The organism is Pseudomonas sp. Pf153, from assembly GCF_001269775.1.
Classification (GTDB): Bacteria; Pseudomonadota; Gammaproteobacteria; order Pseudomonadales; family Pseudomonadaceae; genus Aquipseudomonas; species Aquipseudomonas uvaldensis.
Map to the genome: position 1 here is coordinate 799,795 of NZ_LHVL01000030.1, position 16,245 is coordinate 816,039.

Below are 16,245 nucleotides of genomic sequence, written 5' to 3' on the forward strand. Positions count from 1 at the left end.
GCTTACACACCACCTTCAACAATGCGCCAAGGTTAGGGTGGCCCAAAGAAAATCCAGGTTCTGACCAGTTTCCTGCGAGAAGTTGACAAACCTAAAAACTCGGTCCATCTGATAACGAGTCATCGCGAGTTAGAAATCTCAATGCTCCTCGGATTTGGTTTGACCATGGATCGGGGATGAGTAATAGATCGCGTTTAATCTCTAAAATTCGCTGCCCTCCCCCAGCTTGTTCAGCGATGCGATGAAGTATCTTGTCGAGATCTCCTGCACGTGCGGCAGCCAGCGCTATGTCCGTAGCGCGCCAATTTGAATGCATAAACGCATCTACCAAATGATGGCGCGCAGTTTTGCACTTGTCCCAATCAACGAAAAGAAAAAACTTCAGGATGTCAGGTGCGTTATTTTCTTTCATCAACAACTTGTAAACTGGTGGAAATGCAGCCGCTATCAGTGGCGAAACAGGATCGTGTCTCGCTTGCAATAGGAATGGCATTAACGCCGCAGATGCGTCGAGAAATCCGCGCTGGTGGCGGGCACCAGAATCCCAAAGCAAGTTGGCCGCATCCAAGACCGCCGACTCCGGATAATCAATTCGTCCTCTCGCGATAATAGCTGTAGCAAGTTCGGGGATTGCAGACATTATTTGCTGGCGAACTTCACTAGATGAATGATTAAAGGCTGATAAATGCCCTGCAAATACATTAGCCGATGTCTTCTTGTTCAATCCAATGAAGATAGCCCTGCGCCCGTCCAAGCAATCACCGGCGGTCTGAAGTAACAATGCTAATGCAGTACTGTCAACCTCACCCGCTTCGCGCCCCAGAATGACCTCCACCGCGCGCGAAGCCAGCCTTGCGACATCATCACCAGCTGCATATGGCAGCAGATGCAGCGTCATATTGATCGTTGAAGACGCAGAAAGAACATTGGCGTTCAGGATCCGTTTAACAATATCGACGTTTTCACTAAGATCCTTCATCAATAGTTCTAACACGTCAGCTTCGTTCACACCTCCGAGCATAGATTTTAGTTGACCTAAACTGGCTGACTGCAACAATCGGGATACATGTTGAAGCCGTCGCTGATCCGTGATCAGACTAAGAGTCATTATCCATTCGAGGTCTTCCCTGACTGGCGCTATAAGATGAGTAAGGAGCGCATCTGCTCCCGCACTCTCTGGAAAACTAGCGGTCAGGGTGCGTAAAGGAGATAGTGCGCCTATTTCCTTTGCCCTTTCGGCCAAAGGTCGGTGCAGGCTCTCAGCAGCGAGACGGTTTGCCTCAAAGAGTAAGCTGGTTTCCGCCAACAGTTCTTCTTTATCAAGTTCAGCGATCAAGGACCGCGCGGCCGGAGCATATAGTTCTTCGACTAAGTATTTCAGAATACGCCGCGTCGCTAAATCACGAGTTGATTTCGATGCGTTAGCAATGGCCGTCGCAAGCGGTTCTGAGAGGCTCGGAAATTTTTTTAGGGCCACTTTAGAGAGCGGGGAGCTTAGCAATAAGAGTTGAAGTACATTCGCCGGCTGAAGCGCGGCTATCCCTTCAGCAACATCAGTGTCAAACCGCTGGGACAATCCGTCTCCAATCGCACCAATGAGCAGCTTACGACCTCGACTAGAAGCAAGCATTTCGACACTGCGAATAGCATCGTTTGGGGACTTCGCGGCTAAGTTCATCGCCGCATTGCGGATAGCCTTGGCCGATGAAAGCTTTAGCCGTACGCCATTCAGCTTTTCCGTAAGTGCTAATAAAAAGCGCCAAGCGTCGGTGGACGGGAGCGATTCAGCGGCACGTGTTGCCGCAATACCGAGTTCCGGCTCAAGTCGCTTAATTGCCCTGATATTACGAGGAGATCGGCTATTTGCAATGTCCAACAGTCCCAATGCTGCGTTGGGTGAAACTTCCAGCTTTTCGTACAGCTCGTTCCAAAGAAGAGATATCCTCAAATCCGCCTCGGTTCCACCTTGGGCTGTCGATAGCTCACCCAACACATCGTCGCTCAGCAGAACAGGCGGCTGATCCTGAAATACGCTCTGCACAATTTTTCGAGACCATCGGTGACGGCCTTCAGCAAAATTGCGCCCATCAATGCGACGACCCGGCCAATCACTGAAGCGAGACCTGGCATTCTTGGGCGCGAACACTAGGTCAAAGCTAATGCTGCCGATGGATCGAGGTGATAGAGCAAAAGTGGAGACAGCAAATCTTGTTCGCAAAGACGGCCATAGCGCTGTCAGAAGCCGAAGCGTAATTCCTTCCGGCTTAGAGGCATCGAAAACGACAATCGGTTTACGATCCTCAAGGAACAACGCTTCGACCAATTCGATGCATTCAGCGGCGTCAACTGACGCAAACGTACCAGTTTCTCGAGCAAGATGAATCCGCTTAGCGGGAGCGGTGGGTCCTTCGAGAGTAAGCGATTTAACCAATGCCAGAATGTCAACATTAGTGGTCCAATCCGGCACCGGAATGAAATAACTTCGGGTTCGAACACAACCCGCTCTCGGCGCATCCAAGTCCTGCCACGTTCGTGCAATGACGTAGTACGATCCCGATGGAAGTGGGTAGCAGGTGAGGTAGGAATCAAAATGCTCGCCAGGTCGAAGCGGTCCGGCCACGTCAGATAGGCGGTCAACCAAATCCTGATCGGCCTTGGACAGCTTGGCCGAAGAAGAGAGGAGCTGATGCCCATTACGGTAGCCATGTAGCTGCTGATCTAAAATTGTCATGATTTCATTGGGCGCCAATCGCCCAAGCTACAGGTATTGTGACATCAGCATCTTGATACCATGCGCCATCACGCTCGAGAGTAACGGAACCACTCTCAGCCATGATCATACTCTGATATTTTTCCTGAAAGTCAGGGTCGTACTGCAGATCTCCGCCCACGATGCTGACCCCGTAGACTCGCGCCTCGACTCGCCGAGCATCCTCCAGCGCCCCAGCAAATAATGGAAATTGCTTACGTAAATAGGCCTGCGGACCAGCTTCTTGGCTAGCAGCGTCTAACTTATCCCAAGCAGTCACAACAATGGCCACTCGTGGTTTTTTACCATCTGGTCTCACAGAGAGACGCTGCTGCAAGAGACGTAAGAGCTCACAAAGAATCACTTGAGTAGGCAGCTCCACCTCCTCGTTCCCCTCTCCGATGAAGCTAAGGACACTTCGTGTGGCCACCCAGTCGAGCGGTTGCACGTTCAGGGGTGAAAGTACTCGCACAAAGAGCAGCGCACCCTCAGCGCTCTCCAACGTGTCCAACCATTCACGTGGGATGTCTGAGTTTTTCACCGCGTCTCGCCAAAGCTCACCAGTGAAATCCGGGACGATTAATTCAGTCGGATTATTACTCTGCTCAAGTTTGAGCGGTACACAAAAATCCTGCCGCTCAGTATTGGTGTCCGTTCGACCAGCGAATTCGCCTTGCAGCAAGTTTTCGCAGATGCTCTCGACATACTCAATATTTTGCGGCATACCTGCGCGTTGCAGTTGCCCTTTTCCAGCTTTCAGCGCGGCCCAAAGCCTCCCTACGTAATTGCTCTTACCAGAGTCAGGCCCGCCTACAAGAATTATAGACTTCCGATTCATAAATTCTTTCCGAAGTTGAGAAACGCCCGATGCGAATTCGACGCTTGATCCATAGGCCATGGATCTGGAGCTTTCTCTGAGAGCTTAAGCGACAGACTAATTAGCTCAGCAAAACCAGAACCCGGTGCTACTTCGTGACTTTCAGAAAAAGATGCGATCGAAGCAAGCTCAATCTTGAAACCAAATTCTCCGCCCGAGTCCTGCACGCGCTTTAATACCTGCTCAGGGATGCTTCCGCTGTCTCGCCAACTGGCGACGAGAATAATTTTTGGCCGTGAGACTGGAAGCAGCAAAGAAAGACGCTCGAGGAGATTCGTCGTCCTATGGATTGCCAGTTCGCGAGTTTTAACGTCAAGAAAGTCTCGGCCGTTCACCATAATCCAAATAACCTCGGCGGCCTGGAGAAAGGTGAATCTCTCTGAATCGCCAGTATGAATCAGGCTCCGAGACCATTCGCCTGGGAGGTCAGGCATCAAAACATCGAATTTGTGAGCGTCTGAATGGCGTCGCAACCTCAGATGTAAAAAGCCCGCCTGCCTGTCATCGGGCAGTTCTGTATGGACCGTCATCTGTCTAGGAGGACGGCCATCATTCCAGCGTCGTGAACCGCGGGAAATCTCCTCCAACGCCATGAGCGTCATGCTATCTGCATAGCTGAAGCCCTCGAGGGAGTCATGAGCCAGTTGTAGATAAAGGCTTGCAATACAGGCTGTCTTACCGGCATCGGGTAGACCAACAATGCCGATCAGGTTGACGTATCTCTCGCTCATCAGTAGATCAGCCTCTGCTAATCCAAGTGTGCCACTGCGTGGCAACTGAGCCTTGTGCATGGGCGCATTTAGGACGGCCTCACCTAGACCAAGGTCTGCCTTAATTTCAGAGACCGTCTTCCCCTCATAATCGGTGCTCGTCTCATCCCTCAAGAGGTCCAAATCGTCAGTCACGGACAACAATGCGTGATGAGCAGGGCACTCCTCAAGCGTGGCATAGCTCTGCATGCATACCCCAGTCTGTGAGTATGTGCATTCCGGGACTGTACACACTGGCTCGGTCATAGTCCGTTGGCCGTCCCTTTACGCAAATGCTGAATTGCCCCCTCCAGTAACGCGCGGGCCCCCCATTCCCAAGCGGTCCTCTTTTCCTCCGATGCGCAAGCATCAGTACTCCCGGTTTTAATCGCCGCCATAAGCGGAAATACCGCAGATTCATCAGCCTTAATCGAATCAAAATTCGTGGCTAATTTAGTACGGCGTTCACCTAAAAGCTCGATAAGCTCCATGAGTGACAACGGTTCGCCATTCTCAATATTACGCAGAACGATGTTGCGGTGAGCGTCTGCTGGAAGTCTTCTCAATTTGAGCGCCCCATCCAATCCGGCGGCGACGGCGCGAACTGCACCCGGCAAGCTATCGAGCGGCTCGTCCAGCAACTCGCTCCGCCCGGAGAGGAGCCACCACATAAAGTCCAGCTCTTCACGGTCGAGTACAGCATTTTCACGCATCGCCGAGATCATTGGCTCTACGGCCTGGCTAAAGGCTTTATTGACCCTAGACGGCTGTGTTGAATCCTGGCTGATGGACACGAGACCGATTGATGGTACCGTCTGCCGCGCCCGCGCGGCATCGGCAATTTTCAGCACATGTGTGCGGCTGGCTGCCAGCAAGTCTTGACGAAGGCGTTCAACCTTCCCCAATTCAAGAGGGCGCTGAAACGCAAGGGCTGACCAGAAGGCCGCCGCCAGAGCATCCACCGAAGTTCCACCGCTTTTAGCAGTGACACTTTGAAAAACGTCGATTGCGGCGACTGCCAAAACCACCTTGATTTGCAGATCATCTGGATTAGCGGACCGAACAAATGAGACAGCATGCCGCTGAATTTTTTCTTCACCAATGACTGCAATTTCATCGGGAAGACATGCGCTGGTGCCGAATGAGGAAGAAATACGACTCGCGGTACTAATGGCCAAATCCGGGGTGAGACTTTCAAACCACGCTTTGATTTCGGCCACAGCTTTTAATCGTTTCTCCACCAATCCGTCGTCAGTACCAGTATCAAAAATACGAGCATATTCGGCCATGTTGCTCATTGATTGTCCTTGTTGGTTTTACGCTTGGTGAGGGCTTCTTCCACCTTTTCGCGCAGTTGATCGAAACGATTCATTTTAGCGATATTTCGGAGAAGTTTACTTTCCGTCTCGTGAGTAAAATGATCCATATTTTCATTAGGTACGGCGTCAAGCTCCACCAAAATACGAAGTCGTTCGCCCTCTGTAAGATCGCGGAAGAAACGCAAATGGAGATTCTGATACTCCGTCTCATCAACGCGCGAGTTGCCGCCCATCTCTTCCTCCGGCGGTAAGATAATCTCGACCGGCGCCGGCTCCATATCCTGGCCTGTTTTGACCCTGGTGCCGATGGAAGGCCTTGTTGCCTTAAGGAAATTGGGTGAACCTAAAACGGTTCGTTGCCCATGCCCACCAAGACGCACATCGTCCGACTCGAACCGTTTCATGTCGTCGTTCCATGCTCGGGCGTACAGTGTCACGGCAAGAGCATCGTCGTTCTCATCCCAGTCAAACTGGATAATGTTGTAAGCATAAGTGTAGGTGTCATCGAAGCTATCAGGTGTCGTAGCTCCAGCGGCAAGCATCATGAGGTCGCGCCCAGGTTCTACGTTTTGGACATCTACTGCTGCCAGGTGCTCATGGCCGGAAATGAAAACTCGAGCTCGGCTTCTTAAGAACCTCTTGGTCTCAGCCGAGTCGGCGTACCAATCAAGTGGATGATGAGTTAGCACCACCAGCTCTTCGCCGATCGCCTCATTCATAACTCGCTGGCGGGCTCCCAGAAGCAAATTTCCCTTTTCGTCTTTACGCCTCGAACAAATCAGAGCGGAGTTAAGTCGGACAAAGCGAATCGCTCGTCCATCGGCGAGCTCCACCCTACGCTCTGCACTGCTATTGCCGCTGCAGTCGAGCGGACACTGGTAAGCGTCGGCGAAGCGTCGGTACTCTTCAAAGCGAAGATAAAGGACCTCTCTTGCCACCGCCTCTTCAAGAAAATCATCCAGCTTCGCTTCACCTTCGTTACCGATCGCCGCGAGCATCATTTCAGTCAATCCTTTGATCTGATCTCGATCGACATCGTGATTTCCTGGGACCATTTGAATATCAGCTGCCGTACAACCAACGCGGGAGGCAAGTTCATCAAGCCACAATCCAGCTGCGTCATACTCATGACGTTTGCCAGCATATGCGATGTCTCCCGTCACTAAGATGCCCGAAGCTGTTCTGGTAGGTAGTGTAGCCACGTGTGCGGCCGCATCTTCGATTAACTGCCTGCGAGCGTCCTCGTTGACTATTCGAATGCTGCTAGCTTTTTCTTGTCCGAAGTGAATATCGGAGAGGTGGATAAATACGGCCGCCAAACTGAACTCCTTGTTTGCCTCATGCAACTGATGTGAAAGGGACTGGAAGACTGTCCTTGCGCGCGACCTCAACCCTAGGCGGTACTTGGTTGTACCCAACAGAGCTGTAAAACGGGTCAGTCGACGCCGAACAGGTCACCTAGGGAGTAACGGGCAATGAATCGAAGCTAGCAAAATGCTATACCCACGTCCACCCGTGGTTGCTGCTGATGGTTGCGGCTCGCTGAGTGGGACCATGCTTGATCAGCCCTCTCCACGTCACGCCGCTGAAACTGCGTGATACCTAATGCCTCTGCCGGCCTGAGAGATTGTCTGAATGGCCTCAGCAGCAACCGAGACTATCCGTCAATACCCATCCCCGGTGCTCGCCTCGCGGATCTCCGATATAGGCAATGCAGTAGACGAACGCACTTGCCACTTCAGAGCATTGCCTTGGCACGGAGAGCCTCCGGACACGAGATCAGAACACAATTGCGCCTTCGGGATGGCAACGCTATCCAGATCCAAAATATCCGTGGGAGTAAATGTGGGAGTATTTTTTAGACATGAAAAAGCCCAACCGGTGAAGATTGGGCTAAGTCATTGAATAATATGGTCGGGACGGAGTGATTCGAACACTCGACCCCTAGCACCCCATGCTAGTGCGCTACCGGACTGCGCTACGCCCCGACTAGGCGTGAATCTTGTTTCGCTTCTCAGCGGAACGCTCAGGAATATAACGCAAGCTTTTGAAAACTGGAAGTATTTAAAGCAGAATTTTATTTCTTGAGCACCACCAGCACATCTTCAAGCTCAGCGATCATCTGGCGGATCATCTGTTTGTACTGGGTTGTGTCGTCCTTGGCCTCGTCACCGGAGAGGCGCAGGCGTGCGCCACCGATGGTAAACCCCTGGTCATACAGCAGCGCGCGGATCTGCCGGATCATCAGCACGTCCTGGCGCTGATAATACCGGCGGTTTCCGCGGCGCTTGACCGGGTTGAGCTGAGGAAACTCCTGCTCCCAATAGCGCAGCACGTGCGGCTTGACCGCACACAGCTCGCTGACTTCACCAATGGTGAAGTAGCGTTTGCCCGGGATGACGGGTAGCTCGTCGTTATGACTTGGTTCCAGCATAAGCCTCAACTCGGGCCTTCAACTTCTGCCCTGGACGAAAGGTGACCACGCGGCGAGCGGTGATCGGGATTTCTTCACCCGTTTTCGGATTGCGGCCAGGCCGCTGGCGTTTGTCCCGAAGGTCAAAATTGCCGAAACCGGACAATTTGACCTGCTCGTTGTCTTCGAGAGCGTGGCGGATTTCCTCGAAAAACAGTTCCACCAATTCTTTGGCTTCCCGTTTATTCAGGCCCAGCTCTTCATACAGACGTTCCGCCATCTCAGCTTTCGTCAGAGCCCCCATACGTCACTTCCTTAACGTGGCGTTTAACCTGGTTTCTAGCGAGGTGAGGATATTCTGCGTTGCGGTATTCACCTCATCGTCATTAAGAGTGCGCGATGGATGCTGCCAGGTCAAGCCGACTGCAAGGCTTTTTCTATGCGGATCAATACCTTTACCCTGATACACGTCAAATAGCCTGAGGTCCGTCAGCCACTCGCCTGCATTTTCACGGATTACGTCCAGTACGGCGCTGGCGGCAACCTCGCGATCAGCCAGCAAGGCAAGGTCACGACGCACTTCAGGAAAGCGCGATAACTCCTGGAATTTCGGCATTTTCCCTTGGGCCACTTCGCTCAGAACCAGCTCGAAAACGAAGACCGGACGATCCAGCCCCAATGCTTTCGCCAGTTCCGGGTGAATCGCACCGACATAACCGACTTCACGCCCGTCTCGTTCGATACGCGCGGTTTGCCCCGGGTGCAGGGCAGGATGCTTGCCCGGCACGAAGGTGAACGCGTCGAGCGCACCGGCAAAGCCCAGCACTGCCTCCACGTCAGCCTTGACGTCGAAGAAGTCCACGCCATCGCGACCTTGCGCCCAACCTTCCGGAAGACGGCTGCCGCAGACGACGCCGGCCAGCATTGGCTCCTGCTTCAGGCCTTCCAGTTGACCGACAAAACGCAGGCCACTTTCGAACAGACGCACGCGATCCTGCTGGCGGTTCAGGTTGTGCTGGAGCACCTTGACCAGCCCTGGCCACAGGGACGAGCGCATGGCCGCCATGTCGTTGGAAATCGGGTTGGCCAGCAGCAGCGGCTCGACGCCCGGGTTGAACAGCTCGAACTGACGCGGATCGATGAAGCTATAGGTGATTGCTTCCTGGTAGCCACGAGCCACCAGCAAGCGACGCAGCTCGGGCAGCTCGCTACGGGCTTCGGCCTTGGCTTGCGGGGCCAGGCGAGCTTGCGGGTAGCGAACCGGCAGGCGGTTGTAGCCGTACAGACGGGCCAGTTCTTCGATCAGGTCGACTTCCAGGCTGATATCGAAGCGATGACTTGGCACTTCGACACGCCACTGCCCTGCCCCATCGGCGCTGATGTTCAGGCCCAGGGCGCCCAGCAGGCGTTCGACTTCGGCAGCGTCCATGTCCATGCCGAGCATCTGGGAAATACGTTGGGCACGCAGGGTGATCGGCTTCACCTTGGGCAGATGCTGCTCGTTGACGGTTTCGATGATCGGACCGGCTTCGCCACCGGTGATGTCCAGCAGCAGGCCAGTGGCGCGCTCCATGGCTTCACGGGCCAGTTGCCAGTCCACGCCACGCTCGTAGCGATGCGAAGCGTCGGTGTGCAGGCCGTACGAACGGGCCTTGCCTGCCACGGCGATCTGGTCGAAGAAGGCACTTTCAAGGAACACGTCGCGAGTCGAATCGGAGACACCGCTGTGCTCGCCACCCATCACGCCGGCAATGGCCAGTGCGCGGGAATGATCGGCGATCACCAGCGTATCGCTGCGCAGGGTGACTTCCTGCCCGTCGAGCAGGACCAGCTTCTCGCCCTCTTCGGCCATGCGTACGCGGATACCGCCGTTGATTTCGGCAAGGTCGAACGCGTGCAGCGGCTGACCCAACTCCAGCATGACGTAGTTGGTGATGTCGACGGCGGCATCGATGCTGCGTACGTCGGCGCGACGCAGGCGCTCGACCATCCACAGCGGCGTCGGCTTCGACAGATCGACATTACGGATCACCCGACCCAGGTACCGCGGGCATGCTGCTGGCGCCAACACTTCAACCGACCGTACCTCATCGTGCACGGCCGGGACCGGCGCGACCACAGGACGGCTTACCGGGGCGTCATACAGGGCGCCGACTTCACGGGCCAGACCGGCCAGGGACAGGCAGTCGCCACGGTTCGGTGTCAGGTCGACCTCGATGCTGGCGTCATTCAGGTTCAGGTATTCACGAATGTCCTGACCAACCGGCGCATCAGCCGGAAGCTCCATCAGGCCGTCGTTGCCTTCGCCGATCTGCAGTTCGGCCTGGGAGCACAACATACCGTTGGACTCGACGCCACGCAGCTTGGCTTTCTTGATCTTGAAGTCGCCCGGCAGCTCGGCGCCGATCATGGCGAACGGGATCTTCAGGCCCGGGCGCACGTTTGGCGCGCCGCACACCACCTGGAAGGTTTCCGTGCCATTGCTGACCTGGCAGACCCGCAGTTTATCGGCATCCGGATGCTGCTCGGTGCTCAGCACCTCGCCCACCACCACGCCGCTGAATTCACCCGCGACCGGCGTTACGCTATCGACCTCGAGACCGGCCATCGACAAGCGAGCCACCAGCTCGTCCTGGCTTACCTGCGGGCTTACCCAGCCGCGCAGCCATTGTTCACTGAATTTCATCCTGTTCTCCTAAAAAGTTCGTGACGGCTAGCGAAATTGCGCAAGGAACCGCAAGTCGTTGTCGAAGAACAGGCGCAAGTCATTCACACCGTAACGCAGCATCGCCAGGCGCTCGACGCCCATGCCGAAGGCAAAGCCCGAGAACTCTTCCGGATCGATCCCGGACATGCGCAGCACGTTCGGATGAACCATGCCGCAGCCCATGACTTCCAGCCAGCCGGTCTGCTTGCAGACGCGGCAGCCCTTGCCACTGCACATCACGCATTCCATGTCGACTTCCGCCGAAGGCTCGGTGAACGGGAAGTACGAAGGACGGAAACGCACCGCCAGCTCTTTCTCGAAGAACACCCGCAGGAACTCTTCGATGGTGCCTTTCAGGTCGGCGAAATTGATGTCGCGATCCACCAGCAGGCCCTCGACCTGGTGGAACATCGGCGAGTGAGTGATATCCGAGTCGCTACGGTACACACGGCCAGGGCAGACAATGCGTATCGGCGGCCGCTTCGACTCCATGGTGCGGACCTGTACCGGCGAGGTATGGGTGCGCAACAGCATGTTGGCGTTGAAATAGAAGGTGTCGTGCATCGACCGGGCCGGGTGATGGCCAGGGATGTTGAGCGCCTCGAAGTTGTGATAGTCGTCTTCGACCTCAGGGCCCTCGGCGATGCCGTAGCCAATGTGGGTGAAGAATTGCTCGATGCGTTCCAGGGTCCGGGTAACCGGATGCAGGCCGCCGGAAGTCTGGCCACGGCCAGGCAGGGTCACGTCAATGGACTCGGCGGCGAGCTTGGCGGCCAGATCCGCCTCCTCGAACAACGCCTTGCGCGCATTAAGGACCTCTGTGACACGCTCCTTGGCAACGTTGATCAGCGCACCGACCTGCGGACGCTCTTCGGCCGGCAGGTTCCCCAGGGTCTTCATCACCTGAGTCAACTCGCCCTTCTTGCCAAGGTAGTGAACCCGGATTTGCTCCAGGGCATTGATATCTTCAGCGCTTTGCACAGCCTCTAGTGCTTGAGAGACCAGCGCATCCAGGTTTTCCATGTACAGACTCCAGATACAAAATAGGGGAAGAGCTTTAAGGCTCTTCCCCTATTTAAGACGTTTGGCACCAGAGCCCACAGAGGTGGACCCAGGTGACTGTCGGGGGTACTTAAGCCAGGATGGCTTTAGCTTTCTCGACAATCGCAGCAAACGCCGCTTTTTCGTTCACTGCCAGATCAGCCAGAACCTTACGGTCGATCTCGATCGACGCTTTTTTCAGGCCAGCGATCAGACGGCTGTAGGACAGACCGTTGGTACGCGCACCAGCGTTGATACGAGCGATCCACAGAGCGCGGAACTGACGTTTTTTCTGACGACGGTCACGGTAGGCGTATTGGCCTGCCTTGATTACGGCTTGCTTGGCAACACGGAATACGCGGGAACGCGCACCGTAGTAGCCTTTAGCAAGTTTCATAATTTTCTTGTGACGCTTACGGGCAATGACGCCACGCTTTACACGAGCCATGAGTTACTTCCTCTATTCTTGATCCAAAAATTAACGAAGGCGCAGCATGCGCTCGACTTTTGCCACGTCAGACGGATGCAGCAAGCTGCTACCGCGCAGTTGACGCTTACGCTTGGTCGACATTTTGGTCAGGATGTGGCTCTTGAAAGCGTGCTTGTGCTTGATGCCGTTAGCAGTTTTCAGAAACCGCTTGGCAGCACCACTTTTGGTTTTCATCTTTGGCATGTTCGGATACTCCGCATTCAGTTGATAAACATAATCGCAAGGCCTGCCGTGCCCTGGTGATTACTTCTTCTTTTTCGGGGCGATGACCATGATCAGCTGGCGTCCTTCCATCTTAGGATGCTGTTCGACCGAACCGTACTCGAGCAGGTCTTGTTCAACCCGCTTGAGGAGTTCCATCCCCAGCTCCTGGTGGGCCATCTCACGGCCGCGGAATCGCAAGGATACCTTGGCCCTGTCCCCGTCACTCAGGAAACGTACCAGGTTGCGCAGTTTTACCTGGTAATCCCCTTCCTCCGTCCCTGGACGAAACTTGATTTCTTTTACCTGAATCTGCTTCTGGTTTTTCTTCGCCGCGGCAATCTGCTTCTTCTTCTCGAAGATCGACTTGCCGTAGTCCATCACCCGGCAAACCGGTGGGACCGCGTCTGCGGAAATTTCTACCAGATCAAGCTTGGCTTCTTCAGCAATTCGAAGCGCTTCATCAATCGAGACGATGCCAATCTGCTCGCCGTCAGCGCCAATTAACCGAACCTCGCGTGCCGAGATATTCTCGTTGATCGGGGCTTTCGGTGCAGCTCGTTTATCTTGTCTCATATCACGCTTAATAATAATTACTCCGAATCTGGGCGACCACGCCGGGAAACCGCTTGCGCGAGAAACTCGGCGAATTGGGCGACAGGCATCGAGCCCAGGTCAGCACCTTCACGAGTACGCACAGCGACAGTCTGCATCTCGACTTCCCGATCTCCAATAACCAGAAGATAGGGAACCTTGAGCAAGGTATGCTCGCGGATTTTAAAGCCGATCTTTTCATTTCTCAAGTCGGACTTGGCACGAAATCCGCTTTGGTTGAGAGTTTTTTCGACTTCAGCCGCAAAATCTGCCTGTTTATCAGTGATATTCATGATCACTGCCTGGGTCGGCGCCAGCCATGCGGGGAACGCGCCCTCGTAATGCTCGATCAGAATTCCGACGAAACGCTCGAAGGAACCGAGGATCGCACGGTGAAGCATGACCGGGTGCTTGCGGCTGTTGTCTTCGGACACGTATTCGGCGCCCAGACGGATCGGCAGGTTGAAATCGAGCTGCAAGGTACCACACTGCCAGACCCGACCGAGACAATCCTTCAACGAGAACTCGATCTTCGGACCGTAGAAAGCCCCTTCGCCTGGCTGCAAGTCGTACGCAAGGCCCGCGCTGTCAAGGGCAGCGGCCAACGCAGCTTCGGCGCGATCCCACAGCTCGTCGGAACCGACGCGTTTTTCCGGACGAGTGGACAGCTTCATCTCGACCTCGGTGAAGCCAAAGTCGCGATAGACGTCCATGGTCAGCTTGATGAACGCGGCGGATTCGGCCTGCATCTGCTCTTCGGTGCAGAAGATATGCGCGTCATCCTGGGTGAACGCACGCACGCGCATGATGCCATGCAAGGCCCCCGACGGCTCGTTACGATGGCATGCACCGAACTCGGCCAGGCGCATTGGCAGCTCGCGGTAGCTTTTCAAGCCCTGGTTGAACACCTGCACGTGGCAAGGGCAGTTCATGGGCTTGATGGCGTAGTCGCGGTTTTCCGACTGGGTGGTGAACATGTTGTCGGCGTAGTTGGCCCAGTGCCCGGATTTCTCCCACAGGCTGCGGTCCACCACTTGCGGTGTCTTGATTTCCAGGTAGCCGTTTTCACGCTGGACCTGACGCATGTACTGCTCGAGCACCTGGTACATCGTCCAGCCGTTCGGGTGCCAGAACACCATGCCCGGCGACTCTTCCTGGGTGTGGAACAGGCCCAGGCGCTTGCCGATCTTGCGGTGATCGCGCTTCTCGGCTTCTTCGATGCGCTGGATGTAAGCTGCCAGTTGCTTCTTGTCAGCCCAGGCGGTGCCGTAGACCCGCTGAAGCTGCTCGTTCTTCGCATCGCCACGCCAGTAGGCGCCGGACAGCTTGGTCAGCTTGAAGGACTTCAGGAAGCGGGTGTTCGGCACGTGCGGACCGCGGCACATGTCGACGTATTCTTCGTGATAATACAGGCCCATGGCCTGCTCGTCCGGCATGTCTTCCACCAGACGCAGCTTGTAATCTTCGCCACGGGCCTTGAAAACTTCGATGACTTCGGCGCGCGGGGTCACTTTCTTGATGACGTCGTAGTCTTTATCGATCAACTGCTGCATGCGCTGCTCGATGGCAGCCATGTCGTCCGGCGTGAAAGGACGCTCGAAGGCGATATCGTAATAGAAGCCTTCATCGATGACCGGCCCGATGACCATTTTCGCGCTCGGGTACAACTGTTTGACCGCGTGGCCGACCAGGTGCGCGCAAGAGTGGCGAATGATTTCCAGCCCCTCTTCGTCCTTGGGCGTGATGATTTGCAGCGTAGCATCGCCGTCGATGACATCGCTGGCGTCAACCAGCTTGCCGTTGACCTTGCCAGCCAGGGTGGCTTTCGCCAGGCCTGCGCCGATGGATGCGGCGACCTCGGCAACGGAGACCGGATGATCGAATGAGCGTTGACTGCCGTCGGGAAGAGTAATAGTTGGCATGGCGCCTCCTCTCCTAGTGGTGACCCCTACCAAAGGTCACGTGGGTTGGGATGAGCCAGTACAAGATCCAGTCCAGGCCATTCAACGATGAACGCCTGCCTTACAGCGGCAGGAGCCTTTCGGCCAACCGGGAAACCGAACCAGAGTGACTGGGATTCAAATCAGGGTTATTCGAACATTTGCCGCCACCGGAAGCTGCTGCCATCCGGCGCCTGAAAATACCCGAGCCCGGCATGCTAGCACAGATGAACGGTCGCCGCCGCGCCGGATTGCGGCGGGCGTAAATTCGGCGATTTTATGCCAGAGTGCTGAACTGAAGCGCTCAAAAACGCCTCAGATGACACGTTATCGACCGTAAAAGGAGCATCCCAGCATGCGTCTGAATACTTTATTCGCAGTAGTCGCCCCCCTCGCCCTTCTGCTTCCGTTGACCGCCCATGCCGACTGGCCCAAGGGTGAGCGTGAGAAATACATGGCCCAGTGCACCCAGGCCGCAACGCCACAGATCGGCGCGGCGGCAGCCAAATCCCACTGCGCCTGTGGCGCCGACGCTATCAAATCCTATCCGGCGAGAGACATCCAGGCACTGATGGACAACAAGGCGACTCCGGAACTGCAACAGAAAGCCCTTGGCCAGATCGCAAAATGCAAGGCCAATACGCCAGCAAAAAAATGACTGAACGAGTCCTTTGAAGCGTCCCGGCGACGTTAAAAAAGCTGGAAAACTCCCTTTTTCCGACGTTTTTTTCAGGTTTTACAGCTTTTTTTGTCGTCTTTACTTTCGGCTGAAAGCCTTTAAAACCGGGGCCTCCAGTCAATTCAAGGGAGAGTGAAAACGCGACTGATTGGCAAACCGTACGTCCGGGGGGCTCCCAAACCGAACATTTCGACTATGATACTCCGGTGTGCCCAGTTGGCCTGAGCAGCACAGCACTACTGAAAATATATGTTTCTTGGAGATACACCATGTCTAATCGCCAAACCGGCACCGTTAAATGGTTCAACGATGAAAAAGGCTTCGGCTTCATCACTCCTCAAGGTGGCGGTGACGACCTGTTCGTACACTTCAAAGCTATCGAAGCTGACGGTTTCAAAAGCCTGAAAGAAGGCCAGTCCGTTTCCTTCGTGGCTGAGAAAGGCCAAAAGGGTATGCAAGCTGCACAGGTTCGCCCAGAGTAATTTC

General features: G+C 55.0%; 15 protein-coding genes and 1 tRNA gene. 2 read left to right on the forward strand and 14 right to left on the reverse strand.

All coding sequences use genetic code 11. The features are described from left to right. Positions 1–91: 91 nt before the first annotated feature. From AD666_RS24695 to thrS, 14 genes are all read right to left on the reverse strand, one after another. Positions 92–2,731 carry a hypothetical protein gene (locus tag AD666_RS24695; protein WP_256222829.1) on the reverse strand — a complete coding sequence of 880 codons (2,640 nt, stop codon included), beginning with the start codon at positions 2,729–2,731 and terminating at the stop codon, positions 92–94. Between the two features lie 4 nt (positions 2,732–2,735). Continuing rightward, on the reverse strand, positions 2,736–3,587 hold the full coding sequence (locus AD666_RS24700; protein ID WP_053158249.1) for a hypothetical protein: 852 nt from the start codon (positions 3,585–3,587) through the stop codon (positions 2,736–2,738). Then, positions 3,584–4,585, reverse strand: coding sequence for a hypothetical protein (locus AD666_RS24705; protein WP_047542318.1), 1,002 nt, complete (start codon positions 4,583–4,585; stop codon positions 3,584–3,586). The genes AD666_RS24700 and AD666_RS24705 overlap by 4 nt, the downstream gene beginning before the upstream one ends. A 53-nt stretch (positions 4,586–4,638) precedes the next feature. After that, positions 4,639–5,673: a GTPase-associated system all-helical protein GASH gene (locus AD666_RS24710; RefSeq protein ID WP_053158252.1), complete on the reverse strand. Its 1,035-nt coding sequence runs from the start codon at positions 5,671–5,673 to the stop codon at positions 4,639–4,641. Continuing rightward, entirely contained in the window at positions 5,670–7,013 is a 1,344-nt protein-coding gene (locus AD666_RS24715; protein ID WP_172679668.1) for a metallophosphoesterase, read from the reverse strand. Before AD666_RS24715 ends, AD666_RS24710 begins: the two co-directional genes overlap by 4 nt. 592 nt (positions 7,014–7,605) lie before the next feature. Continuing rightward, positions 7,606–7,682 (reverse strand) — tRNA-Pro (locus AD666_RS24720). A gap of 89 nt (positions 7,683–7,771) precedes the next feature. Further along, positions 7,772–8,128, reverse strand: coding sequence for a MerR family transcriptional regulator (locus tag AD666_RS24725; protein ID WP_003179985.1), 357 nt, complete (start codon positions 8,126–8,128; stop codon positions 7,772–7,774). Beyond that, entirely contained in the window at positions 8,109–8,411 is a 303-nt protein-coding gene (ihfA, locus tag AD666_RS24730) for an integration host factor subunit alpha (protein WP_002553164.1), read from the reverse strand. The genes AD666_RS24725 and ihfA overlap by 20 nt, the downstream gene beginning before the upstream one ends. A gap of 3 nt (positions 8,412–8,414) precedes the next feature. Then, positions 8,415–10,793 carry a phenylalanine--tRNA ligase subunit beta gene (gene pheT, locus AD666_RS24735; protein WP_053158258.1) on the reverse strand — a complete coding sequence of 793 codons (2,379 nt, stop codon included), beginning with the start codon at positions 10,791–10,793 and terminating at the stop codon, positions 8,415–8,417. Between the two features lie 27 nt (positions 10,794–10,820). Beyond that, on the reverse strand, positions 10,821–11,837 hold the full coding sequence (pheS, locus tag AD666_RS24740) for a phenylalanine--tRNA ligase subunit alpha (RefSeq protein ID WP_053158261.1): 1,017 nt from the start codon (positions 11,835–11,837) through the stop codon (positions 10,821–10,823). 109 nt (positions 11,838–11,946) lie between these two features. After that, complete coding sequence (gene rplT / locus AD666_RS24745) at positions 11,947–12,303, reverse strand: 50S ribosomal protein L20 (RefSeq protein ID WP_053158263.1); 357 nt, start codon at positions 12,301–12,303, stop codon at positions 11,947–11,949. A 30-nt stretch (positions 12,304–12,333) separates the two neighbouring features. Next, entirely contained in the window at positions 12,334–12,528 is a 195-nt protein-coding gene (rpmI, locus tag AD666_RS24750; RefSeq protein WP_002553160.1) for a 50S ribosomal protein L35, read from the reverse strand. Positions 12,529–12,588: 60 nt separating this feature from the next. Further along, positions 12,589–13,140 carry a translation initiation factor IF-3 gene (gene infC / locus AD666_RS24755; protein ID WP_172679675.1) on the reverse strand — a complete coding sequence of 184 codons (552 nt, stop codon included), beginning with the start codon at positions 13,138–13,140 and terminating at the stop codon, positions 12,589–12,591. Next, on the reverse strand, positions 13,140–15,062 hold the full coding sequence (gene thrS, locus AD666_RS24760) for a threonine--tRNA ligase (RefSeq protein WP_053158265.1): 1,923 nt from the start codon (positions 15,060–15,062) through the stop codon (positions 13,140–13,142). Before thrS ends, infC begins: the two co-directional genes overlap by 1 nt. Positions 15,063–15,435: 373 nt before the next feature. Between thrS and AD666_RS24765 the strand changes: the two genes are divergently transcribed. Together AD666_RS24765 and AD666_RS24770 are read left to right on the forward strand one after the other, a co-directional pair. Then, the gene (locus AD666_RS24765; RefSeq protein ID WP_053158268.1) at positions 15,436–15,738 is read left to right on the forward strand and encodes a hypothetical protein; all 303 of its coding nucleotides are present in this window, start codon (positions 15,436–15,438) and stop codon (positions 15,736–15,738) included. Between the two features lie 290 nt (positions 15,739–16,028). Then, a complete protein-coding gene (locus AD666_RS24770; protein ID WP_053158271.1) occupies positions 16,029–16,241 on the forward strand; it encodes a cold-shock protein in 213 nt (70 codons plus the stop codon). Positions 16,242–16,245 lie beyond the last annotated feature (4 nt).